Origin of the sequence: Sphingobacterium sp. ML3W (assembly GCF_000747525.1) — a bacterium.
Classification (GTDB): domain Bacteria; phylum Bacteroidota; class Bacteroidia; order Sphingobacteriales; family Sphingobacteriaceae; genus Sphingobacterium.
Genome location: NZ_CP009278.1, coordinates 299,437 through 321,653, shown reverse-complemented (window position 1 = coordinate 321,653; position 22,217 = coordinate 299,437). Strand labels below are relative to the sequence as shown.

The 22,217-nt window shown below is 34.8% G+C and carries 16 protein-coding genes; 4 read left to right on the top strand and 12 right to left on the bottom strand.

What is annotated here, in order from left to right:
- Positions 1–54 precede the first annotated feature (54 nt).
- From KO02_RS01470 to KO02_RS01455, 4 genes are all read right to left on the bottom strand, one after another.
- Positions 55–1,383: a RagB/SusD family nutrient uptake outer membrane protein gene (locus KO02_RS01470; RefSeq protein ID WP_038695216.1), complete on the bottom strand. Its 1,329-nt coding sequence runs from the start codon at positions 1,381–1,383 to the stop codon at positions 55–57.
- Positions 1,384–1,444: 61 nt separating this feature from the next.
- Positions 1,445–4,630 (bottom strand): SusC/RagA family TonB-linked outer membrane protein, encoded by a 3,186-nt coding sequence (locus KO02_RS01465; protein ID WP_038695214.1) that lies wholly within the window; start codon positions 4,628–4,630, stop codon positions 1,445–1,447.
- Positions 4,631–4,640: 10 nt separating this feature from the next.
- Positions 4,641–5,381 (bottom strand): TlpA family protein disulfide reductase, encoded by a 741-nt coding sequence (locus tag KO02_RS01460; protein WP_038695213.1) that lies wholly within the window; start codon positions 5,379–5,381, stop codon positions 4,641–4,643.
- Positions 5,382–5,471: 90 nt separating this feature from the next.
- Positions 5,472–6,173: a hypothetical protein gene (locus KO02_RS01455; RefSeq protein WP_144243241.1), complete on the bottom strand. Its 702-nt coding sequence runs from the start codon at positions 6,171–6,173 to the stop codon at positions 5,472–5,474.
- A 675-nt stretch (positions 6,174–6,848) separates the two neighbouring features.
- Between KO02_RS01455 and KO02_RS01450 the strand changes: the two genes are divergently transcribed.
- From KO02_RS01450 to KO02_RS01435, 4 genes are all read left to right on the top strand, one after another.
- On the top strand, positions 6,849–7,232 hold the full coding sequence (locus KO02_RS01450) for a helix-turn-helix domain-containing protein (protein ID WP_038695209.1): 384 nt from the start codon (positions 6,849–6,851) through the stop codon (positions 7,230–7,232).
- A gap of 415 nt (positions 7,233–7,647) precedes the next feature.
- The gene (locus tag KO02_RS01445; RefSeq protein ID WP_038695207.1) at positions 7,648–7,827 is read left to right on the top strand and encodes a helix-turn-helix domain-containing protein; all 180 of its coding nucleotides are present in this window, start codon (positions 7,648–7,650) and stop codon (positions 7,825–7,827) included.
- A gap of 240 nt (positions 7,828–8,067) precedes the next feature.
- Entirely contained in the window at positions 8,068–9,159 is a 1,092-nt protein-coding gene (locus KO02_RS01440) for an alcohol dehydrogenase catalytic domain-containing protein (RefSeq protein WP_038695205.1), read from the top strand.
- A gap of 130 nt (positions 9,160–9,289) precedes the next feature.
- Positions 9,290–9,961 carry a hypothetical protein gene (locus tag KO02_RS01435; RefSeq protein ID WP_038695203.1) on the top strand — a complete coding sequence of 224 codons (672 nt, stop codon included), beginning with the start codon at positions 9,290–9,292 and terminating at the stop codon, positions 9,959–9,961.
- Between the two features lie 17 nt (positions 9,962–9,978).
- Here KO02_RS01435 and KO02_RS01430 read toward each other — a convergent pair whose 3' ends face one another.
- The 8 genes from KO02_RS01430 to KO02_RS01400 form a co-directional block, all read right to left on the bottom strand.
- Positions 9,979–10,392, bottom strand: coding sequence for a hypothetical protein (locus KO02_RS01430; protein ID WP_144243240.1), 414 nt, complete (start codon positions 10,390–10,392; stop codon positions 9,979–9,981).
- A gap of 49 nt (positions 10,393–10,441) precedes the next feature.
- A complete protein-coding gene (locus KO02_RS01425) occupies positions 10,442–12,586 on the bottom strand; it encodes a peptidase domain-containing ABC transporter (protein WP_038701959.1) in 2,145 nt (714 codons plus the stop codon).
- Between the two features lie 79 nt (positions 12,587–12,665).
- The gene (locus KO02_RS01420; protein ID WP_038695200.1) at positions 12,666–13,883 is read right to left on the bottom strand and encodes a lanthionine synthetase C family protein; all 1,218 of its coding nucleotides are present in this window, start codon (positions 13,881–13,883) and stop codon (positions 12,666–12,668) included.
- Positions 13,876–16,866, bottom strand: coding sequence for a lantibiotic dehydratase (locus tag KO02_RS01415; RefSeq protein WP_038695197.1), 2,991 nt, complete (start codon positions 16,864–16,866; stop codon positions 13,876–13,878). The genes KO02_RS01420 and KO02_RS01415 overlap by 8 nt, the downstream gene beginning before the upstream one ends.
- A gap of 129 nt (positions 16,867–16,995) precedes the next feature.
- Positions 16,996–18,213, bottom strand: a complete 1,218-nt coding sequence (locus tag KO02_RS01410) for a glycosyltransferase family 4 protein (protein WP_038695195.1) — start codon at positions 18,211–18,213, stop codon at positions 16,996–16,998.
- Entirely contained in the window at positions 18,186–19,058 is an 873-nt protein-coding gene (locus KO02_RS01405) for a hypothetical protein (protein WP_158500257.1), read from the bottom strand. Before KO02_RS01405 ends, KO02_RS01410 begins: the two co-directional genes overlap by 28 nt.
- A gap of 47 nt (positions 19,059–19,105) precedes the next feature.
- On the bottom strand, positions 19,106–19,273 hold the full coding sequence (locus KO02_RS23705; RefSeq protein ID WP_158500256.1) for a class I lanthipeptide: 168 nt from the start codon (positions 19,271–19,273) through the stop codon (positions 19,106–19,108).
- A 366-nt stretch (positions 19,274–19,639) separates the two neighbouring features.
- On the bottom strand, positions 19,640–22,039 hold the full coding sequence (locus tag KO02_RS01400; RefSeq protein ID WP_038695190.1) for an outer membrane beta-barrel protein: 2,400 nt from the start codon (positions 22,037–22,039) through the stop codon (positions 19,640–19,642).
- Positions 22,040–22,217 lie beyond the last annotated feature (178 nt).

Here is a 22,217-nt window from a genome sequence, read left to right as displayed (position 1 = left end):
TGCATTACACCACAATTCCCCTCTGTTAGGGGAATTGTGGTGTAATAACTTTGTTTATTGGGGATTCTGTACGATACCGGTCCTCGAAATAACCTCATCAGGTATAAAAAAAACAGAACTTTTGCTGTCAGGGTCCAATACAAATTCTTCAGCGGAACCATTTGCCTGCACGATACTTCTTTTCAATTTTTTACGGAATTCGAAATCGGCATTTAGCCTTCTCAGATCCGACCACCTGACCCCACGTCTGCACATTTCTTTACGCCGTTCAGTCAGGATGATCTTCAATGCGTCCAAATATCCCAAATCTGTATAATGAACAAAACTTCCCTGTTTATATCTGTTTTCAAGAAGTTTGTTCAATACACTGAGCCCTTCATTGACCTTCTGTAGTCGGACCAGACATTCTGCCTTATTCAGATAAACCTCGTCCAGAGCCAGTCCATAAAAGAAGGATACTTCCGCCCCGCTATAGAAGCCCTTGAAAGTGAAAACCTTCTCTCTTTTTTTTGTAAAAAATGCTTGTTTACGAAGGTCATCATTCTCAAATGAACGATAAAGAAGGCTGTCAACATTACTTCTGGTGACGGCTAAAAGCGAGCTTGCAGAAGAGCTTATCCCAAAATACAGTATTTCAGGATTGCTCTTGACAGGAAATGGATTTTTGCTATTTACATCTATACTGTTATAATCCAGAAGTATGTTTCTTTTCTCGAGTACTTTTTCAGCATAGCGGAGTGCGCTGTCATAGTCACCACGAAATAGATATATTCTTGAAAGTGCCGCAAAGGCAGCTGTTCTGTCCGCACGAGTCAGGTAATCAGTCGATTCGGGCAATAACCGGGTGGCCGTTTCTAGGTCTTCCAGGATGGTATTGTATGTCTCTGCAACGGAGCTTCTGACCGTTTTAATATCAATATCGGATGAACGCCTTATCGGGATTCCCATGGGGCCGGAGTCAGTATCTTCATCCATGGCATAAATCTGCGCAAGGCTAAAATGCATATAACCTCTAATGAAATATGCCTCACCGGCGAGTTTTTGTCCTTCTTCGGTAGCACTGAGTCCCAATCTTTCCAAACTTTCAAGGACAATGTTTGCAGTCGATATTACCCTATATGGGTTGGTCCAGAACGTGGAAACATTGTCTGTTGTGGTCATCGCAACAGGCTGCCAGCAATAAATGCTCTTTTCGTAGGCAGGTCTTGAGGCCCAGTCCGTATAGTCCAGGTAATAATCGTCCGTTCCCATTTCCATAAGTCCAGGAAAACTACGGTTAATGATGGATTCATCGTCAAGCAAGGACCTAAGGTCCATCAGATTTTGGGGCGTCGTGAGATTCGCTTCCGGTTTTTCCTCCAAAAATGATTCACAGCTGGACATTGTCATTTGCAGAAAGCAAAGTACCAGTGAAAAACATAGATATCTTTTCATTTTCATCATGTTAGAATGTAATTTGTAAACCCAGTGAATATGTCCGCGGAGTAGGAAGCTGATAATAGTCGGGGTCTATCTTTCCCCCAGCCGACTTCCAGAGTATTCCCAGATTGCTGGCAACCATTGATACATTCATAGAGGTAATTCCTTTAGGGGATTTTATTTTGGAGAATATATCATAGGATAACCTTAAATCCTGTAACCGGATGAGATCTCCCTTCAAAATATTAGCCTCGGAATGTGCAAAGAAATCATCCCTGTTTGAATTTGCAGGATATATCATGGAGGGAATATCTGTATACTTCTCGTCGCCCGGTACCTTCCATCGGCGCCCGTAGTCACTATGTCCAATCCAGGAATTGAAAAGGTCATTGTACATAATCGTTTCTTTCTGGAAATAATGTCCAAATTTAAAAGATAGGTTCACCCATAGTTCGACCCCTTTATAGGAGAGAGTGTTCTGAAGAGAGCCATGGAATACCGGAAGTGCTGGACCATGATATTTTAGATATTGGATGGAATCTCTCAGGAGGGCGGCATATTCCTTCGACAGACCATCCAGCCCGTAGCCCATGGGATCTCCAGTCTGCGGATCAAGTCCCGCAAACCGGTATGAAAAAACAGGATAAAGTGAATAACCTTCTACCGGGTTTAGCCTACGTCCTGTGTAGGAGACCAGGCTGGAGGTTGTGGGAGTATTTCCAAAGAACGTTGTCACCCTATCCCTAGTGCTGGACAGGAGAAAAGAAGTCGTCCAGCCAAATTCACCTTCTAAGTTCCGCGATGACAGCATCAGGTCGAAACCTCTGCCGCGGACTTTCGCTACGTTCCGCGTGATGGTGTTGAATCCGTTTGTCGGATCAAGCGGATCAGCAGAAAGGAGGTTCGAGGATTTTTTCAGGAAATAATCAAAGGAACCCCTAAACCTGTTTCCAAAAAGGGAAAATTCTGCCCCCAGATTAAGCATACTGACTTCCTCCCATCGCAGCGACGGATTAGGAAGAGTCGTAACTGCGGCTCTTTTTATGGTATAGAGATTTATGGAGGAGGGTGTTTTGTACTGAAGGATAGGCAGCGTACTAGCAACCCCGCCCGCATTTCCACTGTGTCCCATCGTGAACTTCAACTTAAATTCGTTGATCCATTTTTTCGCTTGCATAAATTTTTCACGTTTTGTATTCCACATCATCCCGGTTGACCACAGAGGGTTCCATCTTTCGTTTGTTTTCACGCCGAAAAGATTGGATGCGTCTCTCCTAGCCGAAACCGTTGCAACATATTTTTCCATATACTCATAGGATCCGTTCAGGTAGAATGAAACAAACCTTTCCTTTGACTTGCCCAGACCGTACGGAAAAGGAATAGTACTAGAGCCTCCTAGGTCGTCGAAAATAGGATATTGTTCATTAGGATTGATAAGTATTGTGGCTAGTAAATCGTTATATCCATAGTGCCTCGAAGTTGAAGTGCTGACAGTCCTGTCCGAAATTTCTGCCCCTGCCAATACAGAAATGCCATGTTTTCCTACCAATCTATCGAAATTTAACTGCAATCTTCCACGATGGGCCTGTGAAGAAGAGTTTGACCGGTCAAGGACTGCACCTTCGGGTATCTGGCTTTTGAATTCCCCATTCTTCAGATATCCGAACCGGTTGAAGAGGTCCCTTACAAAATATGATTGTTCCCCATGTAAACTGTTAAGTTCACCGTCCCATCGCTCATAATTATAGAGTCCGTCTACCGTAAGTGATTCTGTAATCTTATATCCGATCGATAGGTTGGCATTGAGGCTTCTCCTATCTGATTTTCCGTCAGACAAGTTGATTTCTTCCAGTGGACGGTAGCGCCAATCCTTGATTCCCGATACGCTCAATGTGTCAAGATATCTCGGATTATATCCTTTGGGAACCGCGAGATATGTACCGTCGTCCGCAACCAAGTCTACATATGGATAGAGTATGGACCGTTCTCCATCGGGATTGATGGGATAATCTATTCCTCCACCGCTCTGTACCCTTTGAACAGTATACATCAGAGAGGTGGCTATTTGCCATTTATCGTTTGGCGTTAACGACATATTCCAGTTGATATTGATCTTATTCTGGCTGTTCTTTTTCTGTCCCTCAAGATTTTTTAAATATCCTATAGAGGTTCTCTGGGTAATTTGTGGTGACCCGCCTTCCATGGAAATTTGATATTGTTGAAATAGCCCGTTGCGCATATAACGCTGCATAAGGTCATTTCGATAATCTGACCCATTCCAGGCATTTATTTTTTTTTCGAGGTCTTTCATATTACCAATTCCATTTCTCTGGTCCTGGAGCAACTGTACTACAGGGGAAAACACGAAACGTTTTGCATAGGTGCTGTATAACATTGCATCATAAAAACCTTTTTCAAAAAGGTCCAGTTCCAGCGAAATAAAATCTGAGCTCGAAATCGCAGAGTAGTAGAAAAGGTCCTGCTTTTCACTGAACCGGAGATTGCTGTTAAATGAAAGCCTCATTTTTTTCTTATGACCTTTCTTAGTCCTGATTACCAGTACCCCATTGCCGGCCCGTGCTCCCCAGATACTCGCAGCGGCGGCATCCTTGAGCAGGGTCACGGATTCAATGTCCAATGGATTGAGCGAGCTGATGTCGCCTGAAAAAGGGAAATTATCGACCACGATTAAGGGGCCGAGCATACTGGGTGTAAGCGTATTGATCCCCCTGACATTCAATTCCGGGCTTCCAGTTCTTCTGTCCATTTGGAGTCCTGACGCCAGCCCCTCAATATTATCGAAGATATTGTCCGTTACGCGTTTTTGGATATCCTTTCCGCTGATAATGGAAAATGATCCCGTAGCTCTATTCTTGGGGATGTTTGAATATCCCGTATTAAATACTGTAGCCGTATCCAATGAGTTCTCGTGTTCCAACAATTGAACATATAGCTCATTTTTATTCAGCAGGTCAAGTTTTAGATGCAAATACATTAAATGAGAGAATGTCAGTACGTTTCCTGTGGCCAGAATTCTAAATAGCCCAACGGAATCTGTTACCTCGGTGTTTTTTGAAACATTGTCGTGTACTGTCACACCTCTTATTCCGTAATTTTTGGAATCTACAACTTTCCCTCTTATCAGACGCTGTGCTATAATATAATGTCCATATAATAATGACAGAGTAATAAGTAGAAGAATCTTTTTCATACTGTTGATATTAATAAGGATTCATGATTTGATACCTGACCGAATTACTTTCCAGACCACCGGTGTCAGTGAAGGCAGTAAATCTTCCCCTTGCATTTATCCACACGTAGTGTGGGATACCCAGATGTGGAAATAGTTCCATTATATAATCGTCATATAGGATAGATGATAGCTGTTTGACTCCTAATTGCGGAAGTGCCTGGGAAAAGACCCTATGGATCTTTTCATAGTTGTCCCGGTATTTTCTCGGATTTACGAGTAAAACTGCGAGCTCATTGCCGTGTTGCTTCTTTAGCTCTTCGAGTTTCTTAAAATTATGTAGACATGCCCCGCACCATGTGGCCCAGAAGTCTAGTATCAGGGGCTTTCCTTTGTATTCCGAGAGGTTTTTCCTGATAGTATCCCCATCTACATAGATCAGATGCTCTATCGTCCAGAAATCGTCAGGAACTTTTTGGCCAACAACCAGTGGAATAACTTTTGTTTTCCCATCAGCTCCGCTGTCCTTAATGGGCGTCTGAGCTGATAAACTAAACATATGAAACATAAGGACTAGTAAGAAATAAGTCCTTATGTTCTTCAATGCCGTTAAAGAAAAATTAAAATTTTGAAAAACTGTAAGCGCCAATAAAAGCATAGCCCTTACTCCTGACCTTCTCCTCCCTTTTCTACAATTTTTTTCGCCGCTTAGCCGCATCAGCTTTTGGATAGCGCTCCAAAAGCTGTTTATATATAATTCATGCTCTTTCATAATGTTAAATTTTTTGTGTAAAGCTTACCCTATTCAGACCAACGTTGAACAAGAATCGTTAAATAGAAAACTTTACCTTTTTAGATTCTTTTAATTGTTTTCTGCTAATAACGGGTAGCTTTTATCCACTTTCGCTCCTTTTTTACTTTTCATGATCATCATCAGTTGCTCGCCCCATATGATCTCGACATCTTCGTGGTCCAAGTGGGCTACAGCACGGCTACCTTTCACAATATGAAGCATCTCGGAACGTACTTCCAGTTGAAAGTGTGCATCCAGATCGTTCAATATCCGCTGCTGGTATTCCTCCCTATCGGTCGTTGCAGGCACCACAAGCTCATAGCTGTACAGATCTGGTACATCACTACCCTTATCCGGAATATAAGCGGCACGCGACCCTCCTAATACCAGTATTCGATCGACCGGGAAGTCGGCAGGCAGCCCCACTGCATACAAGTAGCATGCATAGACCGTCATGTTGACTAGCGATATACGCAGTGTATCTGCACGGTCATTTTTCACCACTGCAGTAAATGCACTCCCCTCGCCTACCGCACGGATCAATAATGAATAATAGCTTCCCTCTTGCCCAAGCGGCAATTGATTACGGAGCAAGGCTGGCCCTAGGCGTGTGTGTGCTTGTTCCAACTCGATTTCTTTTAAACTTCGTTCTTGTAAAGTTGATATCATATGCTTTGAATTACTACTCGAAACACATTTATCAGCCATAAACAAAGGCAGTTCTTCTCCTGGGGACAGCGCACAGCTCTCCCTATTGCAAGTTTCTTGCATGCTAATTAGGATTAGTTGTTCAGCATGGTTACAGACAATAGACCCTAGAAATCTATAGCTCAAGCACCACGCTCAACAGTTAAAAAAATAAGATTAATATGGATTTACCTAAGCACGTTTGAAAGAGTTCATACTAGGTTATTTAATTGGCGACACGTGCTTCAAGATAAGAATGGCCATCATAGATGTCCATTACACCAGAGCTACTCCGGTGCTGAGATAAGATTTTTTTCGAATTGTTTTTTCATTAACCGTTGGTGTATAAAATTAATTAGCATTCCAAACGGGCGTCCACCATTAAACAACTAAGGGGGTGGACATCCCACTTGACCGTTCACGGGGCACCGACTAAAGGCCTGAACACGAATCAAGATAGGACGCCACCCCCTTAGCCATAAAAATATGGTCAGGGACAGCGCTTTACCTATCCATCTCTCGTGTTCTTTGAAATTAGTCGGTTTCGTGAACGAGGATATTTTAGGAAAACAGTGTCTAGTATTAGACTATCAAGTTTTCAAATTTATTCATTTTTATCAATTAACACTAATTTTGAAGAGTCAATATCATATTGCGTCATTCAAAGTATTGATAACCAAAGTTAATCATATATTTTTCCTTTTTCAACCTACTATTAGTATCTTTGGGTATACTAATAGTACCTATAAATAGTTGAAAATGGGAGCAATACACGCAAGAATAAAAAAAATAAGAGAAGTTAGTGGAAATACACAAGCCGATATGGCTGAAATGTTAAATATTCATATCAAAACTTGGCAAAAAATTGAAAATGGCATTACAAGAATTGATCTTGAGCGACTTCAACAAATTTCTAAAATTCTTGAAATACCAATTGAGGATTTCCTAAACACTGAGGACAACGTATATATTGGGGAAATAAAGAATAATAGAGTTGGTTTCAATAATGCCACTGTTACCATAAATGAAACATCTGAAACAGAAAGTTCCTTACTTAAGAAGTTACTTGTTGAGAAAGATAGGGTAATTGAAATTCAGTCGAAATACATTGTCGAACTAGAAGAAAAACTAAATCAGAAGTAGCTGAAAAATACTGTAAAAAAAATCAGATATACCTCTTCTTTATGGATATTCCGTTCTATAATACACCACGATTCAGCTAGAGAGTTCCGTTATAATTAAAGTGTGTAAACATGGCGTCTAATCCGATTAGAAGAAAATTACTAGAAGAGATATGTGCCAGAAGGATTTCTTGTTTCCAGAAAATGGTTGAAACAAGCACCAATATTAGTAATCATGCTATCGATAATTTATTAAAAGCGAGCAATTAAAGCTATTATGGATGGCTGGTACAAACAAAGGAATCTAAAAACAGTCCTAATCAGACTTACTACACTACCGAAGTCGGCAAAGATGTGCTTCGTTTAAAACAAGAAGATAACGAAATAGTCAGTGAAACTGAGTAAATAAAAGTCACCCGACCAAGCGAACCAAAATAATGACAAAGAACCTAAAAGAAAATCTACATACTGAATTTAAAAGCTCTTTTAATGATAGCGTTATTGAATCGTTATCTGCTTGTGCCAATACCAAAGGTGGACGGGTTCTGATTGGTATAGATGATAAAGGTAATCCAGTCAAAGGATTCTCTGTGGGCGATGAGTCTTTACAAAACTAGAGCAAATACTATCGTCGTATACACAGGCTTTTCTCCTACCGAACTATTGTAACTGGTAAATACCCCGTCAGAACTTTTAGTAATTTAGGTGGTTCTTCGCCAATTTTGATGCAGCTACCCAGTTTGTGAAAGGCAAACTTTTCTCCTAAGTAGCTCAAATTAAGATGTAAAACTTTGTTAAATATCTTTCATAAACTAAAAATAATTTATAAATTATAGAAATTCATAAATATCATAATAATGAGGTCTTTAGTAGTATATAACGAGAATAATGATTTAAATCAATTAGAGATTCTTGAAAATGGAGAATTTAAAATACAAGGAGAAATCATAAAATGTGCCCTGATCCGAGATAAATTGCCTGATTTTAATCTGGATAATTTTCCAAATCATGTCCTGGTTCAGAAAAAAGCTTTTTCGTGTAATTATAGGGATATAGCAATTATGTTAATGAATAAAAACGAAGCAACTCACATGGGGACTACTATTCCATTCGGATCCGAGTTTTCAGGTGTAGTCATTGATAAAGGTAAATCAGTTAAAAATTTACAACTAGAAGATAGGGTAATCCCTAATGGGAATTATCCCAATAATCCTCAAGAACCTTCAATAATCGGGCTCCCTACAAATAAAGCTAGTTTGGAATTTGAGTTGTTTCATAAAAGTCAACTTATTAAAATGCCTGAAAATATGAGTCTTGAAGAAGGAGCTGGTTTTACTATTGGAGCCCAAACTGCCTTTTCAATGAAAAAAAAACTAAATATTAAAAGAAAACAAAAAGGATTAATATTGGGCTTTCCTTCAAATACAGCTCTGTTCGCATATAATATTTTAAAGTCAAGAGAATTAGATCTTTACATAGGCAGTAGGCGTCCAGTTGATTATAAATACGATATCCCATACGAAAAATCTTTAATAATTTCAGATGATGTCAAAAGATTATCACAAATTGATAAGATTTATGAGGAAATTAAGATTTATGGGAAGTTCGATTTTATCATAGACCCATTCGCTGATAATAATCTTTTTAGGATTATAGATCTCATGGGGATGAATTCAAAATATGTAACATGTGGGATTGCTAATCAATTTTCTACACAGCAACATTCAATTGATGCAACGGATTTTTTCAGTAAAATTATTATGAAAAATTTAACAATTATTGGAAATTGTTTGGGAAGCACCGCAGATTTACAGAAAGCGTTGAGGGAATTTGAAATGGGAAACTTTGAGGTTCCTATAGGTGCAATTGTCAATAACTTAAATGAATTTATGAGCCTGACATTTACGAAAAAAATAGTTCCAGGAAAAATTATTTTCAAGTATTTATAAGTAGTAATAGGTCATATTTATCCGCATAATTTTTTAATACATGAATATATTGAATATCAATTATAACATTAGAGAACATTTACATAAGTCTTTATCAGTAATATTTATTACCATTTTAAGTTGTATCACAATGGTAAATGGTCAAACAAGAAATGAATATAGAGGTACTATTTTATCGGCTAATTCAAAATTATTGTTAAGAGGGATTAACATAATAAATTTGAATTCTAAGAGTCACACGCTTTCTGATATATATGGCAATTTTGTTGTTGATTATAGATTCGGCGATACGCTTGAATTCCGACATGATCATTGGGAGACGAAATTAATCTATAGAGAAAAGTTAAAGGATTCTATTTTCTTAAATAAGAAGAGTATAATACTTGAAGAAGTCGTAATAACCGGAAATAGGCATAACACGAAAATTGGAGATCTAAAGGCAATACAAATGGAAAAAAACAAAAAAGGAGGAATATATTACGGAGGAAGGCCACCTATTGCCCTCTTGAACCCTTTCGGAGGAAAACCTATAACTTTTTTCTATGAACTCTTCAGTAAAAATGGGAGGAAAGCTAGAAAAATGGAGGAAAATATTAAAGATACAGAATTGGAAAGCAAAATAGATAGTGTCTTTAATATCAATTCCATAAAGAAAATTGTTTCAATAAAAGACGACGAAATAATGAGTTTTATTGAAAAATATAGACCTACTGCTGAGCAGGTAAAGATATGGAACACATATGATCTGTATCTATATGTACAAGAAAGCTACGAATCTTTTAAGAAAACCAATGTTAAATAATTTCTTATTACATTTGGCTATCCGCTTTTAAAAGAAGCTTTAATATTTTCAATTATTAAAGTTAGTTTTGACTTGGGTATTATAAAACCATTTAATGAGATATTTTTTGGTAGTGTTGAAATGCTTTCGTCATTTACAGTATTTATAAACAAAACCATTCTTTCCGGTTGTATTGAAGAGTTGATAATTTTGCCTCTGAATGACAAGTTTAGTTCGTTAGCAAAAACCTCAATGTAAGTAACATCAGCTACTTTATCAAAGTCCAAGTTGTTGATAAAAATTTCCACATTAGAGCTATCGGGTCCTGATTTAAGAATGGAACATTGAATCTTATAATTATCTCTAGATATAAAATGAATACCTAAAACAATTAAAATTGCCATTATGAGTGATGGCCCAATTCTTAAAAGCAAAGCAGGCTTTTTACTCATAAAATCAGTAATAGCACTGCTATGGATCCTGATATTTTTTTCCTTTGTCCTATTCACTTAATTCTAATTGATTCTTAATAAGATGAAAGTACGTTGCTTTTTTTGCAACCAATTGCAAGTGGGTGCCTTGCTCAATAATAGCACCTTTTTCCATCACAATAATATTATCAGCGTTTTTGACAGTACTAAGCCGATGTGCCACTACAATTACGGTTCTGTTCTTAAAAAAAGAACTTAGATTATTTATAATATTTTTCTCATTTTTTGCATCTAAGGCATTTGTTGCTTCATCTAAAAAAATAAACTTAGGCTGCTTATAGACTGCTCTCGCTATCAATATTCTTTGTTTTTGTCCCTGACTTATTCCTTTGCCAGCATTTCCAATTTTTGTTTTTAAGCCAAAAGGTTGTTCATTTATGAAATCGTCTAAGCAGGCAATTTTAATTGCTTCATTTAGCCTTTCATAATCGATTTGATCGCTGCCTATCGAAATGTTTTCTTCAATTGTATTTGAAAATATAATATTATCTTGAAGAACACAACCACATGCATCACGCCATATTTTAAAATCTATTCTTTCTAAATTACAATTACCCACTTTTATGATTCCAGCTTGTAAATCGTAAAATCGCAAAATTAGCTTTAAAATAGTAGTTTTACCGCTCCCGCTTTCACCCACTATCGCAGTCGTTTTTCCTGCAGGAAAGTGCATGTTCAAGTTTGTAAATATTGGTCTGTTGCCAGATCCAAAATATTTAAAAGTAACATTTTCAAATCTAATAAAGGCATTAGAGGGAATAATTTCAGTATAGTTATCAACTGAAACACGCTCCTCTCCGGCTTCATAAATCTCATTTAACCTTTCAACACTTAATGATGCATCTTGATAGGACTGAATGAGACCTAGAACGTTTTTTATTGGTGTATCTATACTGCCCGTTATATATTGAACAGCCATCATTGCTCCAATGGTTATATCTCCATCTATAACAGCTCTCGCGCTTAAAAAGGTAATCAAAATAGTTCGGATACTATTAATAGCTGTTGATCCAATAGATTGCGCCTGAAAAACAAAAAGTGATTTTTCCTTTAATTTGAAAATTCGTGCTTGGATATCTTCCCATATCAATCTGATCTGTTGTTCAGCATTATTTAGTTTAATATCTCTTATACTTTGAATCATTTCAACCGTATATGTACTATTTAATGAAGAGAGATCAAATTGTCGAATGTCAATTTCTTTCCGCGATCTCATGAATATTAATATCCAAATAATATAAAGAATTGTACAGACAAAAAACACAATAAATATTCGAACACTATAGAAGTATAATATAGAACCAAAAATCATAACATGTATAATAGAATATATTGCATCAAGAAATGATTTTGTTATAAATTCCTCAATTCGCTGCTGATCTTCCATTCGTTGTAAAATATCACCACTCGTTCTTTTGTCAAAGAATGAAAAAGGTAATTTCATTAATTTAATTAAGAAATCGGTTAAAATTTCAATATTAACTCTAGTACTTATGTGAAGGAGAGTCCAAGATCGAAAAGCAGAAATAGAGATTTGTCCAATAAAAAATAAAAGTTGTGAAAATAAAACAAAATATAAAAAATCAATATTCTTTTGGTTTATCCCAAGATCTACAGCATTCTGGGTTAAAAATGGTATAGATAATTCAAAAATTCCGCTTAAAATTAATCCAATAAATAGCTGAATAAAGAGATTCGTGTGACCAGAAAAGTATCGTAATATGTTTTTCCATTTATTTTCCGAATTGGACTTTCCAAAATTGTGTTTTGAGCGTGTAGGTATAGATAATGAAATAAGCACCCCTTTTCCAATTTCAGTAGAAGGATACCAATTGTTCTCAAAATCCTCGCGACTATATTTTATAAGTTTATTTGCAGGGTCAGAAATATAGAATTTTTCATTTTGGATTTTATAAAGTACAACAAAATGATTCTGCTTCCAATGTAAAATTGCAGGTAGTCCTACTTGATCCAACTTATCTACTGACAATTGGCTCGCTTCTGGTTCCAACCCGAGTTCCTCTGCCGCTTCTGCAATACCAAGCATATTCACCCCTCGATTGGTCGTAAAACATAGATCTCGGAGTTTGGTAGTCGAAATAACTACACCAAAATACTTGCAGATTATTCGTAAACAAGTCGCTCCACAATCCATCTCGTTTGCCTGCTTGAAGTGAGGGAATTTTTTAACTTTAAAAAGACTCATCAACAGAAATTTTCAATAACGATACCCATTATAATTTAGGCAAATTAAAAAATGTTCTCCAATCCACGATTTCAGGCTCTATATAATTCAAGAAGGTTAATCCTATACCAGCGATGCCATTAAGTAGGCCAAATGACGGTTGCCATAAATCGTCATCAATATACATTCTAAACCCTGCAACACTATGTTTGTCAAAGTTAGAATATTCAATCGTTTTTTTTAGCCAATACTCCTGACTTTTTAAAAAATCCGAATGACCAGTATATTTGTGTAATATATTATATTGACAAGACAGACCTGAGGTTCCGTGACAGAAACCTGCATCCAATACACCACTTTCTCGAACAGAACGTCGATTACAAGCTTGAAGTCCTATATTTGTACCCATTTCAAAGAATTCATCCTTAGCACAAGCAGCTCCGTATTTCAATAAACTAATACTGATGCCTATATCACCATAACACCATGCTAGAGGTGAGAAATTATCATTTCCATTCACTATATTCGCATATTTCGGAAACTGAGATAAACCAGATATATTTCGATATTTCAAAATGAATCTAAAGACTTTCTCCAAGATTTTCTGAATTTCAATTTTACAGATATCAAATTGGACGCAATCTAATAATAGCGATATAATTCCAGGGATCCCATGCGCAAAACCAATATTAATGGGCTTACTTGAAATCAAATTAATATCTTCTCGTTTTGAAATATTCCAAAAAGCAACTTCCTCATTCTCATCTATCAGAAGATCATTTAATAGAACTGTTACACCCTGCGTTATCAAATTTTTCAGATATTCATTCTGATTCTTTGCATATCTTTCTAAGAGATATTTCATGCCTCCTGCTCCTCCAAACATATAGTCATAATCCCCTTTTTTATACCGTTCCATCATATACCCGGCAACCAGTCTATCTAATGACTCGTCTAACAAACCAGAATATATGTCTGATTTGTCAGACATATAATTAAAGAAAGATAAAACGCCCGTAAGACCATTTCCGTAACCGAAAGGGAAACTTTCCAGATCATTGAATTTATTTACTAGGTATGCAGCACTTTTTTCACTAAATGCAGTGCTTTCGTTGCAATTGAATACCTGTCCAAAGTAAAAATTAAACAAAATAGAACCAGGAAGTCCATCCATTAATGAAATATTTTTAAACCTTTTTTTTTGCAATGTGTCCTTTATTCTGTAGACAGTTTTTACCACCTGCGAATTTGTAATACTTTCACTCATCAGGATTAGTTTTTAATTTAAAGAGAAAATACCGCTCCATAAAATGATAGATAATCATTTCCCATTTTCTTTGTTGATTTATAAATAGTCGATTTACGAACATATGTACATAGCTAGAAATTAGATTATTTTTTATAGAATCTATTGATTTATGATTAGAAATATTCTTTAATATTTCCGTTGTAATAAGCCCGAGTTCTTCGCAATATAGGTTGAAATTTTCTTTCAAAAAAAATCCGTATTCCTCACTTGTCTCATCCGAAAGAAAAGACAAAATATCTTTTTGAAATATCTTATACTTTTTGTTGATTTCTTTTTGGAGTATTTTTTGACCGCCAAATTCTTGGTAGAAATCGTTTGCTCCCTTTTTAGCAAACTCATGTTTTTCATTTAAGTTTAAGTTGAACATGTCTAAGTAATTTAAAAAACCTAAAAGTCCAATCAATAGTCTGTATTTCTCTTCGTCGGGTTCCCCTCTTACCGATTTTAAAGCGTGCAGAACGGTTAACGAATCATAATGGAATAAGGTTTCAGAAATATCTATATTTTCAGGTAAATACCGTTCTAACTCTCGATTATATACATCAATTGTCCATGAGTGGATAAACTCAGTATCAACTAAGTTATTTAGAAATATCGTTAAAGAGTCTTGAAATTCCGAAAGGGTTCTTTTGTCACTTTGAAAGAAGCGAAGTCTTAAATGGTTAAATTCGTCTTTATAACGAATGAAAAAGAACTTCTCAAAGTATTTTGATTTGGCTAGAATAAAAGAGGCTAATCTGTCTATAAGAATTTGATCTAGACTCTCTGGTCCACCATAAATTTTAATAAAAAGACATTCTTCGCCAATTAAAAATCTCCTTTTTACAGTTGTATTGACTGCTGGTTTAGGAAAGAACTCCTGAGAGGGAGCTGAACTATAAATTGGTATTATAACCTCATTATTATAATAAAATGTCCTGTTATCTTTTACAATGGAGTTTTCGACTGTTGATAGATATTCACAAAGAATCACCTGTTTTTTTGTATTTAATTGTTTTAATAGTATATCGATACAATCTTCTGTTTCAAAATCTAGCAGTAAAGTATTATCACCCTCAACTAGTAAAGTTTTCTTTGGTATATTTGCAGTAACAATAAAATCTTTAAGTTTTTGCACGTTTACTTCTGGGAAAGTAGACCTACCAACGAATATGTCTTCAAAAATAATTTTCCATCTAGCCTTGGCAAGAATTAAATTTTTGTATTCTACTCTTGGTAAGTATCGATTATCGGATAGGATAGCCCAGTCCCAAACTATTGGAATAGATCTATTTTGTTGTTGCAAGTCACATAAAAATTTATAAAACGGTAGACTTTTATATTGGTAATTATGTGCACTGGTTAATTTAGGAACAATATAACGATTATGCTTTTTACTTTTCAAAAACACTGTACCATTGCGAACACTAACATATAAATCGGAAAGTTTGATTTTAATGCTTTCATCTGAGGTTGAATTACCTAAAAACGTAATTTCAAAATCTCTGATTGACGGTCGCATTAAAATATTACCTAAACGAGAATCAGGTAGATGAACGATTTCAGCATTGGAGGCATTCTGACTTTCTATAAATTCAGATTCTTTTTCTGTGATCTGTTTTATTAATTCCAAAAAATCTTTACCTCCATAAGAAAATCTAGTAAGCAAATTTGCTCCTGATGATCCGCCGATCGATGTTAGGTCAAATTTGAACCCTTGCTCTTTTTCGAGGTAATAAGTACCCATTATGTAAGTACTATCTAGACTTTTACCTTTATCTAATTCAGATTCTAACTCCTTAAGTTCATCCTCCCGGATATTTATGATATTATCGCTCCCATTCAGAAAGTCATTGAATTTTTTAATTACAAATTTATCGATAGCAGACTCGGAACCTCCCTCTACTGTAGGATAAGAAACTGGAAGATTGTCTAAAATATCTGAACTGCCAATAGCTAAATCTGAGAGAGCTCCATAACCTATCCCAATATCCGAATCCAATGCATGTAATAAAGAGACTTCTTTATCTTCATACCGTTCCGTGAACCGTCTCATAAATTCATCCAATGTGGATGATCTGTAATCCTTTGAAAAGGCCATGGTTTCCTCTACTTGGGTCATAATCTTACCGATATCGTTTTCATTCAATGATCCATTTTCAACACGCAAGAACATATCGGTCTGAATCGTATTTTCGACTTTTCCTAAATCTGGCGAAATGTCTCTTAAAATATTGTTGATATTTTCGTAATCGTCAATTTCTGCATTAAATTCCAGTTTTTTGAGGATATCAAGCAACTGTTTAATTGCATTTTTCCCTTGATCATCCGGTATTATTTGTATTATTTTCTCTAGCAAATAGAAAGGGGTAGGTTGAATTACCAGTGCCCCGATTTCTGGAACAAGGATCTTCGCATTAATCAATTCATCAATATATTCCCAAATTTCTTCGGAATGTAAATCATACTTTATTTTCAGTGCATTAATTAATTCATCAAGTTTTAAACCTGATGCAGCCAATTCTATAATAAAGTCAAGATAATCAGTTGTTTCTACAGTATTTAATCCATATGTCCGATTATTATTTTTCACATGCCAATCAATATATCGAAGAAAATTAGTCCCTCTATAAAGACTGTCATTGATATACCATTTAATGTTTCTTTTAGACTCAATAGTTTGTAGAAGTGATTCAATAATAGAGAATAAGTACTCCATATCAATCCGAGATCTTCGATATCGCTTTTGAGGATCAAGGATAATACGAGTTTCTGTGGGGAGTATATCAATTATAGATGTAGAAGCAAACGTTCCAAAGGGAGTGCAGCGGGTACAGCTCCGATTCCAGTATTTTAACAAAGATTGTCTAGTCTGACTATTTCCCTCATTACCATTGACTGTATGAGTATTGGTAGCGATCATCTTGTAAAACTCTTTGCTAGAAAGATATACACCTTCCATGAAAAGTTTATTATCACTGTAATCTAATAAATTATTACTTAATAGGAAGCTATTTAGCGGAACGCGTAATATAGCTTTTCCATAGTGCCTAAATCTTCTCATAATCGTTGTTTTATTAAAATCATTAGTTTAATCGACCAAGTCTCGGACTCCATAAGCATATTTACAAAGAACAGGAAAATTTTTATCTGCTGTTAAATTTTCTATAAAGAAAGAATATCCTTTATGTCCCAATTCCTCCATCAAATCAGTATTCTCCAAAAGGATATTGAGCTTTTCTTCCAATTGTTTCGCCATTGAACCGGATTTCTTTTCTGCTATCTTCATGCAAACGCTATCATCAATATCTTCGAATGCAGGGATTGCACTGATTATCATCGCATTTTTACTTCTCAATCCCTCCAAAAGTGTGAAGCTGCTCTGCTCGTGCCTTGAAATTAGGACTTGAATATCTGCAAGAGCAATTATAGTTTCCAAAACGTTTCTATCCGCAATATAACCTGTATAGATTAAACGCTCCCATAGATTTGGAAGACTGCCTAATAGATGACTGATATCTCCCCCACCTACAAGTAGGAGAGTACAATTTTTTTTTGTGACAAATAAATTATTGCACGCTTCAAACAATTCTCTAATTCCTTTATCATCGTCCATTCTTCCACAGTACAAAATAATTTTGGCATCGGGACTTAAGCTTTTCAATAACGGATTATTAGCAAATTTCTGAGCTTCTATCGGGAGGAAATTTGGCAGATGTAAAAGTTTTTTCTTATCAATTTTGAATACACTAGATAAAATCCTCTCAGTTTCTTTTGAAAGACAAACGATTTTATCAGATAATTCTAGCATTTGATTCTCAATCTCTAGATAATGCCATTGTCTTCTTTCAATTTTGGAAGCTTTAATCCAATTTAATTCAAGTTCTTTCTCGTTTTTAAAATAACTTTTCCATGTTGAGAAGTGAACTGTATAGATGATTTTTACTCCACATTCGTTCTTTAGCAGAAAAGCAATATCTAACGCGGAAAATGAATTAAAATGGAAGATATCATTGCTTTTGATCGAAAACTCATTGTCCATCCAAGCCAAAAAACCTTTTGAATAAATCGGTTCATCCCAAAAATCAGCTTCTGAACATAGCACAGGAAAAACTACATGGTTTATATTTTCTTGTATATTTATTTCAATAGGTTCTAAACAGTCACTGAATTTAATATTTATTATGATTAATTCAATCTTTGATCTATATTTTCGAGCCTCGTTCGTCAAAGTTTTAAAATATGTCTTTAATCCATATTCTTGTCCTAGACCTACTGAAGCTAAGAGGAAAATTCTTTTTCTTGACATATATTAAGGTACTTTTGATCAGTAACACTCTCTAAAAAAGCATTCCAATACAAAAAATCGAAAGAACTACTCTTACCACAGATTGCTAAAATCATTTGGTTTAAATAAAACAGCTTATCTTGTGTTGATAAAAACAGATCACAACCGAAAATTTTTTGAAAAATTTCTGTGATTATTTTTTTTGAATTAAGGTCTATTATATTCGTTTGATATTGGCGAGCCGCAAACTGTAAAATTTCAAAATGGAAGTTCGGCAAATCAATTTTACATATATCTAGTTTCAAAGGAAAGGAAAAATCCGTATATCCCTTACTATTTTTATGGCACAAAATTTGTTTTGCTTTATCTGCAAGCTCTTTAACAGCCAAACTTTGATTTAACATAGCATAGTTGTGATATCCATGGATCAAATATGCCAAACCTTGATAATCTCGATCAGTGATACTTTTGGAATCAATGTAATGGTGAATCTTATCAATGATGGGCTTGTTCAACGATATTAAATCAAAATCAATGGTTTCGTTCGAAATTAAATGGGTAATAGCAAAATAAATCCCAATATTACCGTTAAGAAATGAAAGAGGAGAACTATGCTTTGCTGAAATTGATAACTCTCGGGAAATGCACAATTCAAACAATTCAAATCCAAAATTATATAGCTCTTTACTGTCTAAATATTCAGAAATATGCAAAAGATTAACTGCCGTTAATCCATTTCCATCTAATAAATTAGATGAAAATGTTAATGGAGCTCTACAGACTAAATCTAAGAAATAATCAACTATTAATTGATTTTCAAGTGGCATAATAAGAAGGAATGGGTAAGGACTAGAAAATATCGTCATGTTGCAATTATAACAACAGAAACATGACGATATTCTTCACAGTTCAATTAGCATCTATTACTAGTTGTTCTAGGGTTAATAGAAATCGCTGAAGTATAGATACTTATCTTTTGTGGAGCAGCATTACCACCGTACAAGTTGCTTAATTCGTCATTAGACAAATTTGCAATTTTTCTTTTGTTTAGAACAAGCTTTTTTTTCTCTTGATTTTTCATAAGATAAATTTAAATGTTAGAAATAATTATATTACTTACCACTAATCTTGTGGATTATTCTAATATAGAAAAAATATTTATATTCTCTGAGATTATTTTCCACACATTTAATCTATTTATTATTGATAATAAAGAAATAAGCAATTTTAAAGTCCTATAGGTGCATTAAAGCATAAATTCCTAAAAACAAAAAATGAAAATTTATTAACTTTAATGTTGTAATTTTTTTGATACAATAATTTTCATTTGTAAATTATTTAGCGATGTCCGAACATTGCGTAGCTCATCTTAATAAATTTACACTGATATAGGCACACGTTTACTGACCGTAACTTTGAATGAGATTTATAAAACTGCCTTCCACTTTTATAATCTATTTTTTTCATCATCATTGCTTTTGGTTACATCTTTAAATTCAAAAATCTGACCGAAATTAAAATTATAAGATAAGGAAATTGTGAAAACCCTAGATTGATGTCTCTTTTTTATTTTTATTACATCGTTATTATAGAGACTAGTTGCAGAATAACCACTGGTATAAAATAAATCGCTTACGGACGCCTTTATAAGCAGTTTATCCTTAAATGTCCGCTTTTGTATTGCTAAATCTACACTTGCAATATCATCAGTAACAATATTACCTTCAACCATTCCATTGGTATAAAATGCATTCAAAGACGCTTGCCAATTTTTCGGAAAGGAAAAGGCATGATTGGTCTGTATTAAAAATGAATTGTTTAGAAATGAAAAGTTAGATGAATTTACCTTTGCCCTATTTAGTTGAAAATTATTATATGAATTCCACCAAGGGAAAAAGTCATGTGGTATACTTAAAGTCAAATTCATTCCATTCTTTTCACCAGCATTTTGCTTTGTTATAAGCATCGTTGCATCATTAGTATTAGTAATAAAAACTTGATTCATAATATCTTTCGTTTTGTAAACTCCTAATGAGAGATAATAGCGTTGCCTAAAAAGATATCCTAAATCAGCAGATGTGGTATATTGCGGAGTCAGATATGGGTTACCAGTTTGAGTCGTATAATTATCGATAAAATATCTATAAGGATTCAATTCCAGATACGAAGGTCGGTCTATTCTTCTATTGGCCGATAGTATCAGGACATTTTTAGCATTTTCTCCCCACTCATACTGACTACTAAATGAAGGAAAGAAGTTTAAATAAGATGATGTTATCGACGTGTCCTGATTGGCTCCAGAAACCTTACCCTTTACTTCTGTATTTTCCATCCTTACACCTAGATTAAAATCAATTCCTTTAAATTTAGTTTCTAGCAATAGGTAACCAGATGTTATAAGTTCATTGTAATTATAAGTAAAGTTTAATTCACTATAATCTGCTTTATTAAGATTTGGAAATTCGTAGGAATTGTTATTCTCAATTTTAGTATTTGATATTTTAGATCCCAAAGATAAAACTGATGACTTACCTATTATCTTATCATACTTTAAATCTCCAGTTATAATTTTAACATTATTTGGATTTGAAAATACAAAAGCAGTATCAGAGAGATGTGTTTCGTTCTGATAGTGACTACTCATAGTTTCATTTCTATTTCTTTTTCCATTATAGACAAAATCACTCAATATTTGTAATTTTGACCCTAAGCTATCTGTCTCCCAAGTGTAATTTAAACCTATATTGGAGAAATTTGTTTTTGACAAGCTCGAAAAGATACCTAAAGAATTAATATTATCCTTCATCTGTAATTGCGAATTTGAAGATAATGTATCCCTTAGCTCACTAAACATTCCAGTATATTCAATTCCAATATTAATTCTTTCGCTGATCGCATAATTAGTTGAAAACCTGATATTTTTTTTCCTATAGATTGATTCATCATAATTATTCGCAAGGTAGAACGAAGAATCAAGCATATTTCTACTTTGGTCTAATTTTTCAAACTGCTTATCTTTTAAATAAGATAGGTTTAAATTCGTTGAAAATCTTCCCCTCTTATATTGAAAGGAAGTTGAAGGAGAGTATCCAGGAAATTTACCTACTCCATTTGAATAGTCTAGACCTATCCGACCACTCAGCCCTTCTTCGATATTTTTTCGCAGCTTTATATTAATTATTCCCCCACTGCCACTGGCGTCATATTTTGCAGAAGCCTGATATATCACTTCGATTGATTCTATATCTTCTGAACGTAGACTTGAAAGATATTGCATGAGATCTTCACCAGACAAGTTAATTAATTTACCGTTAACCATAACTCGCCCGCCCGAGACTCCTTTTATTGAAATCGACTCTCCAAGTACAAAAACACCCGGTAGCCTATTCAATAAAACGAGAGAACTTACTCCTACAATCTCTTTTGAGAGATCCATAATTAATCTGTCTTTTTCTCTGTGAAATTTGGGACGATTTACAGAAACCGTCACTTCATCAATATATTCTGAACTTTCATCTAGATTAATTGTGCCTAGATCAATATCTCCTAAGAATTTTAAAGTGTCCGTATATTCGTTAAATCCTAAAGACGATATACTAAGTAAAAATTGTCCTGATAAAATGCCATCGATACTAAAATCACCTTCTTCGTTCGAAGTGGCACCATTAACTAATTGCTCATTTAATAAGTTCTTAAGTTTAATTGTAGAAGAAGAAATTGGAATATTATTGTTCGACAATTTCCCCTTTAAACTATGCTTGACCGTTTGTCCGAATGTTGTTTGTATTGAAGCGCAGCTAAGAAGTATCAGCAGTAAAATTTTGTTCATCATTTTTATTTTTTGCATATAATTTATTTCTAGCAAAGTTCTTTGGTAAAGTTATGTTTGCAGGAGAAGGGTTATAATATTCTAAAAAATTATTGATTGACCCTCTATGGGTAATTTCAAACCACTTGACTTTAACAATCTTTTGTACTGTAATATTGGGATTAAAAATAAAAGATCGAGTTTCATAACAGTCAGT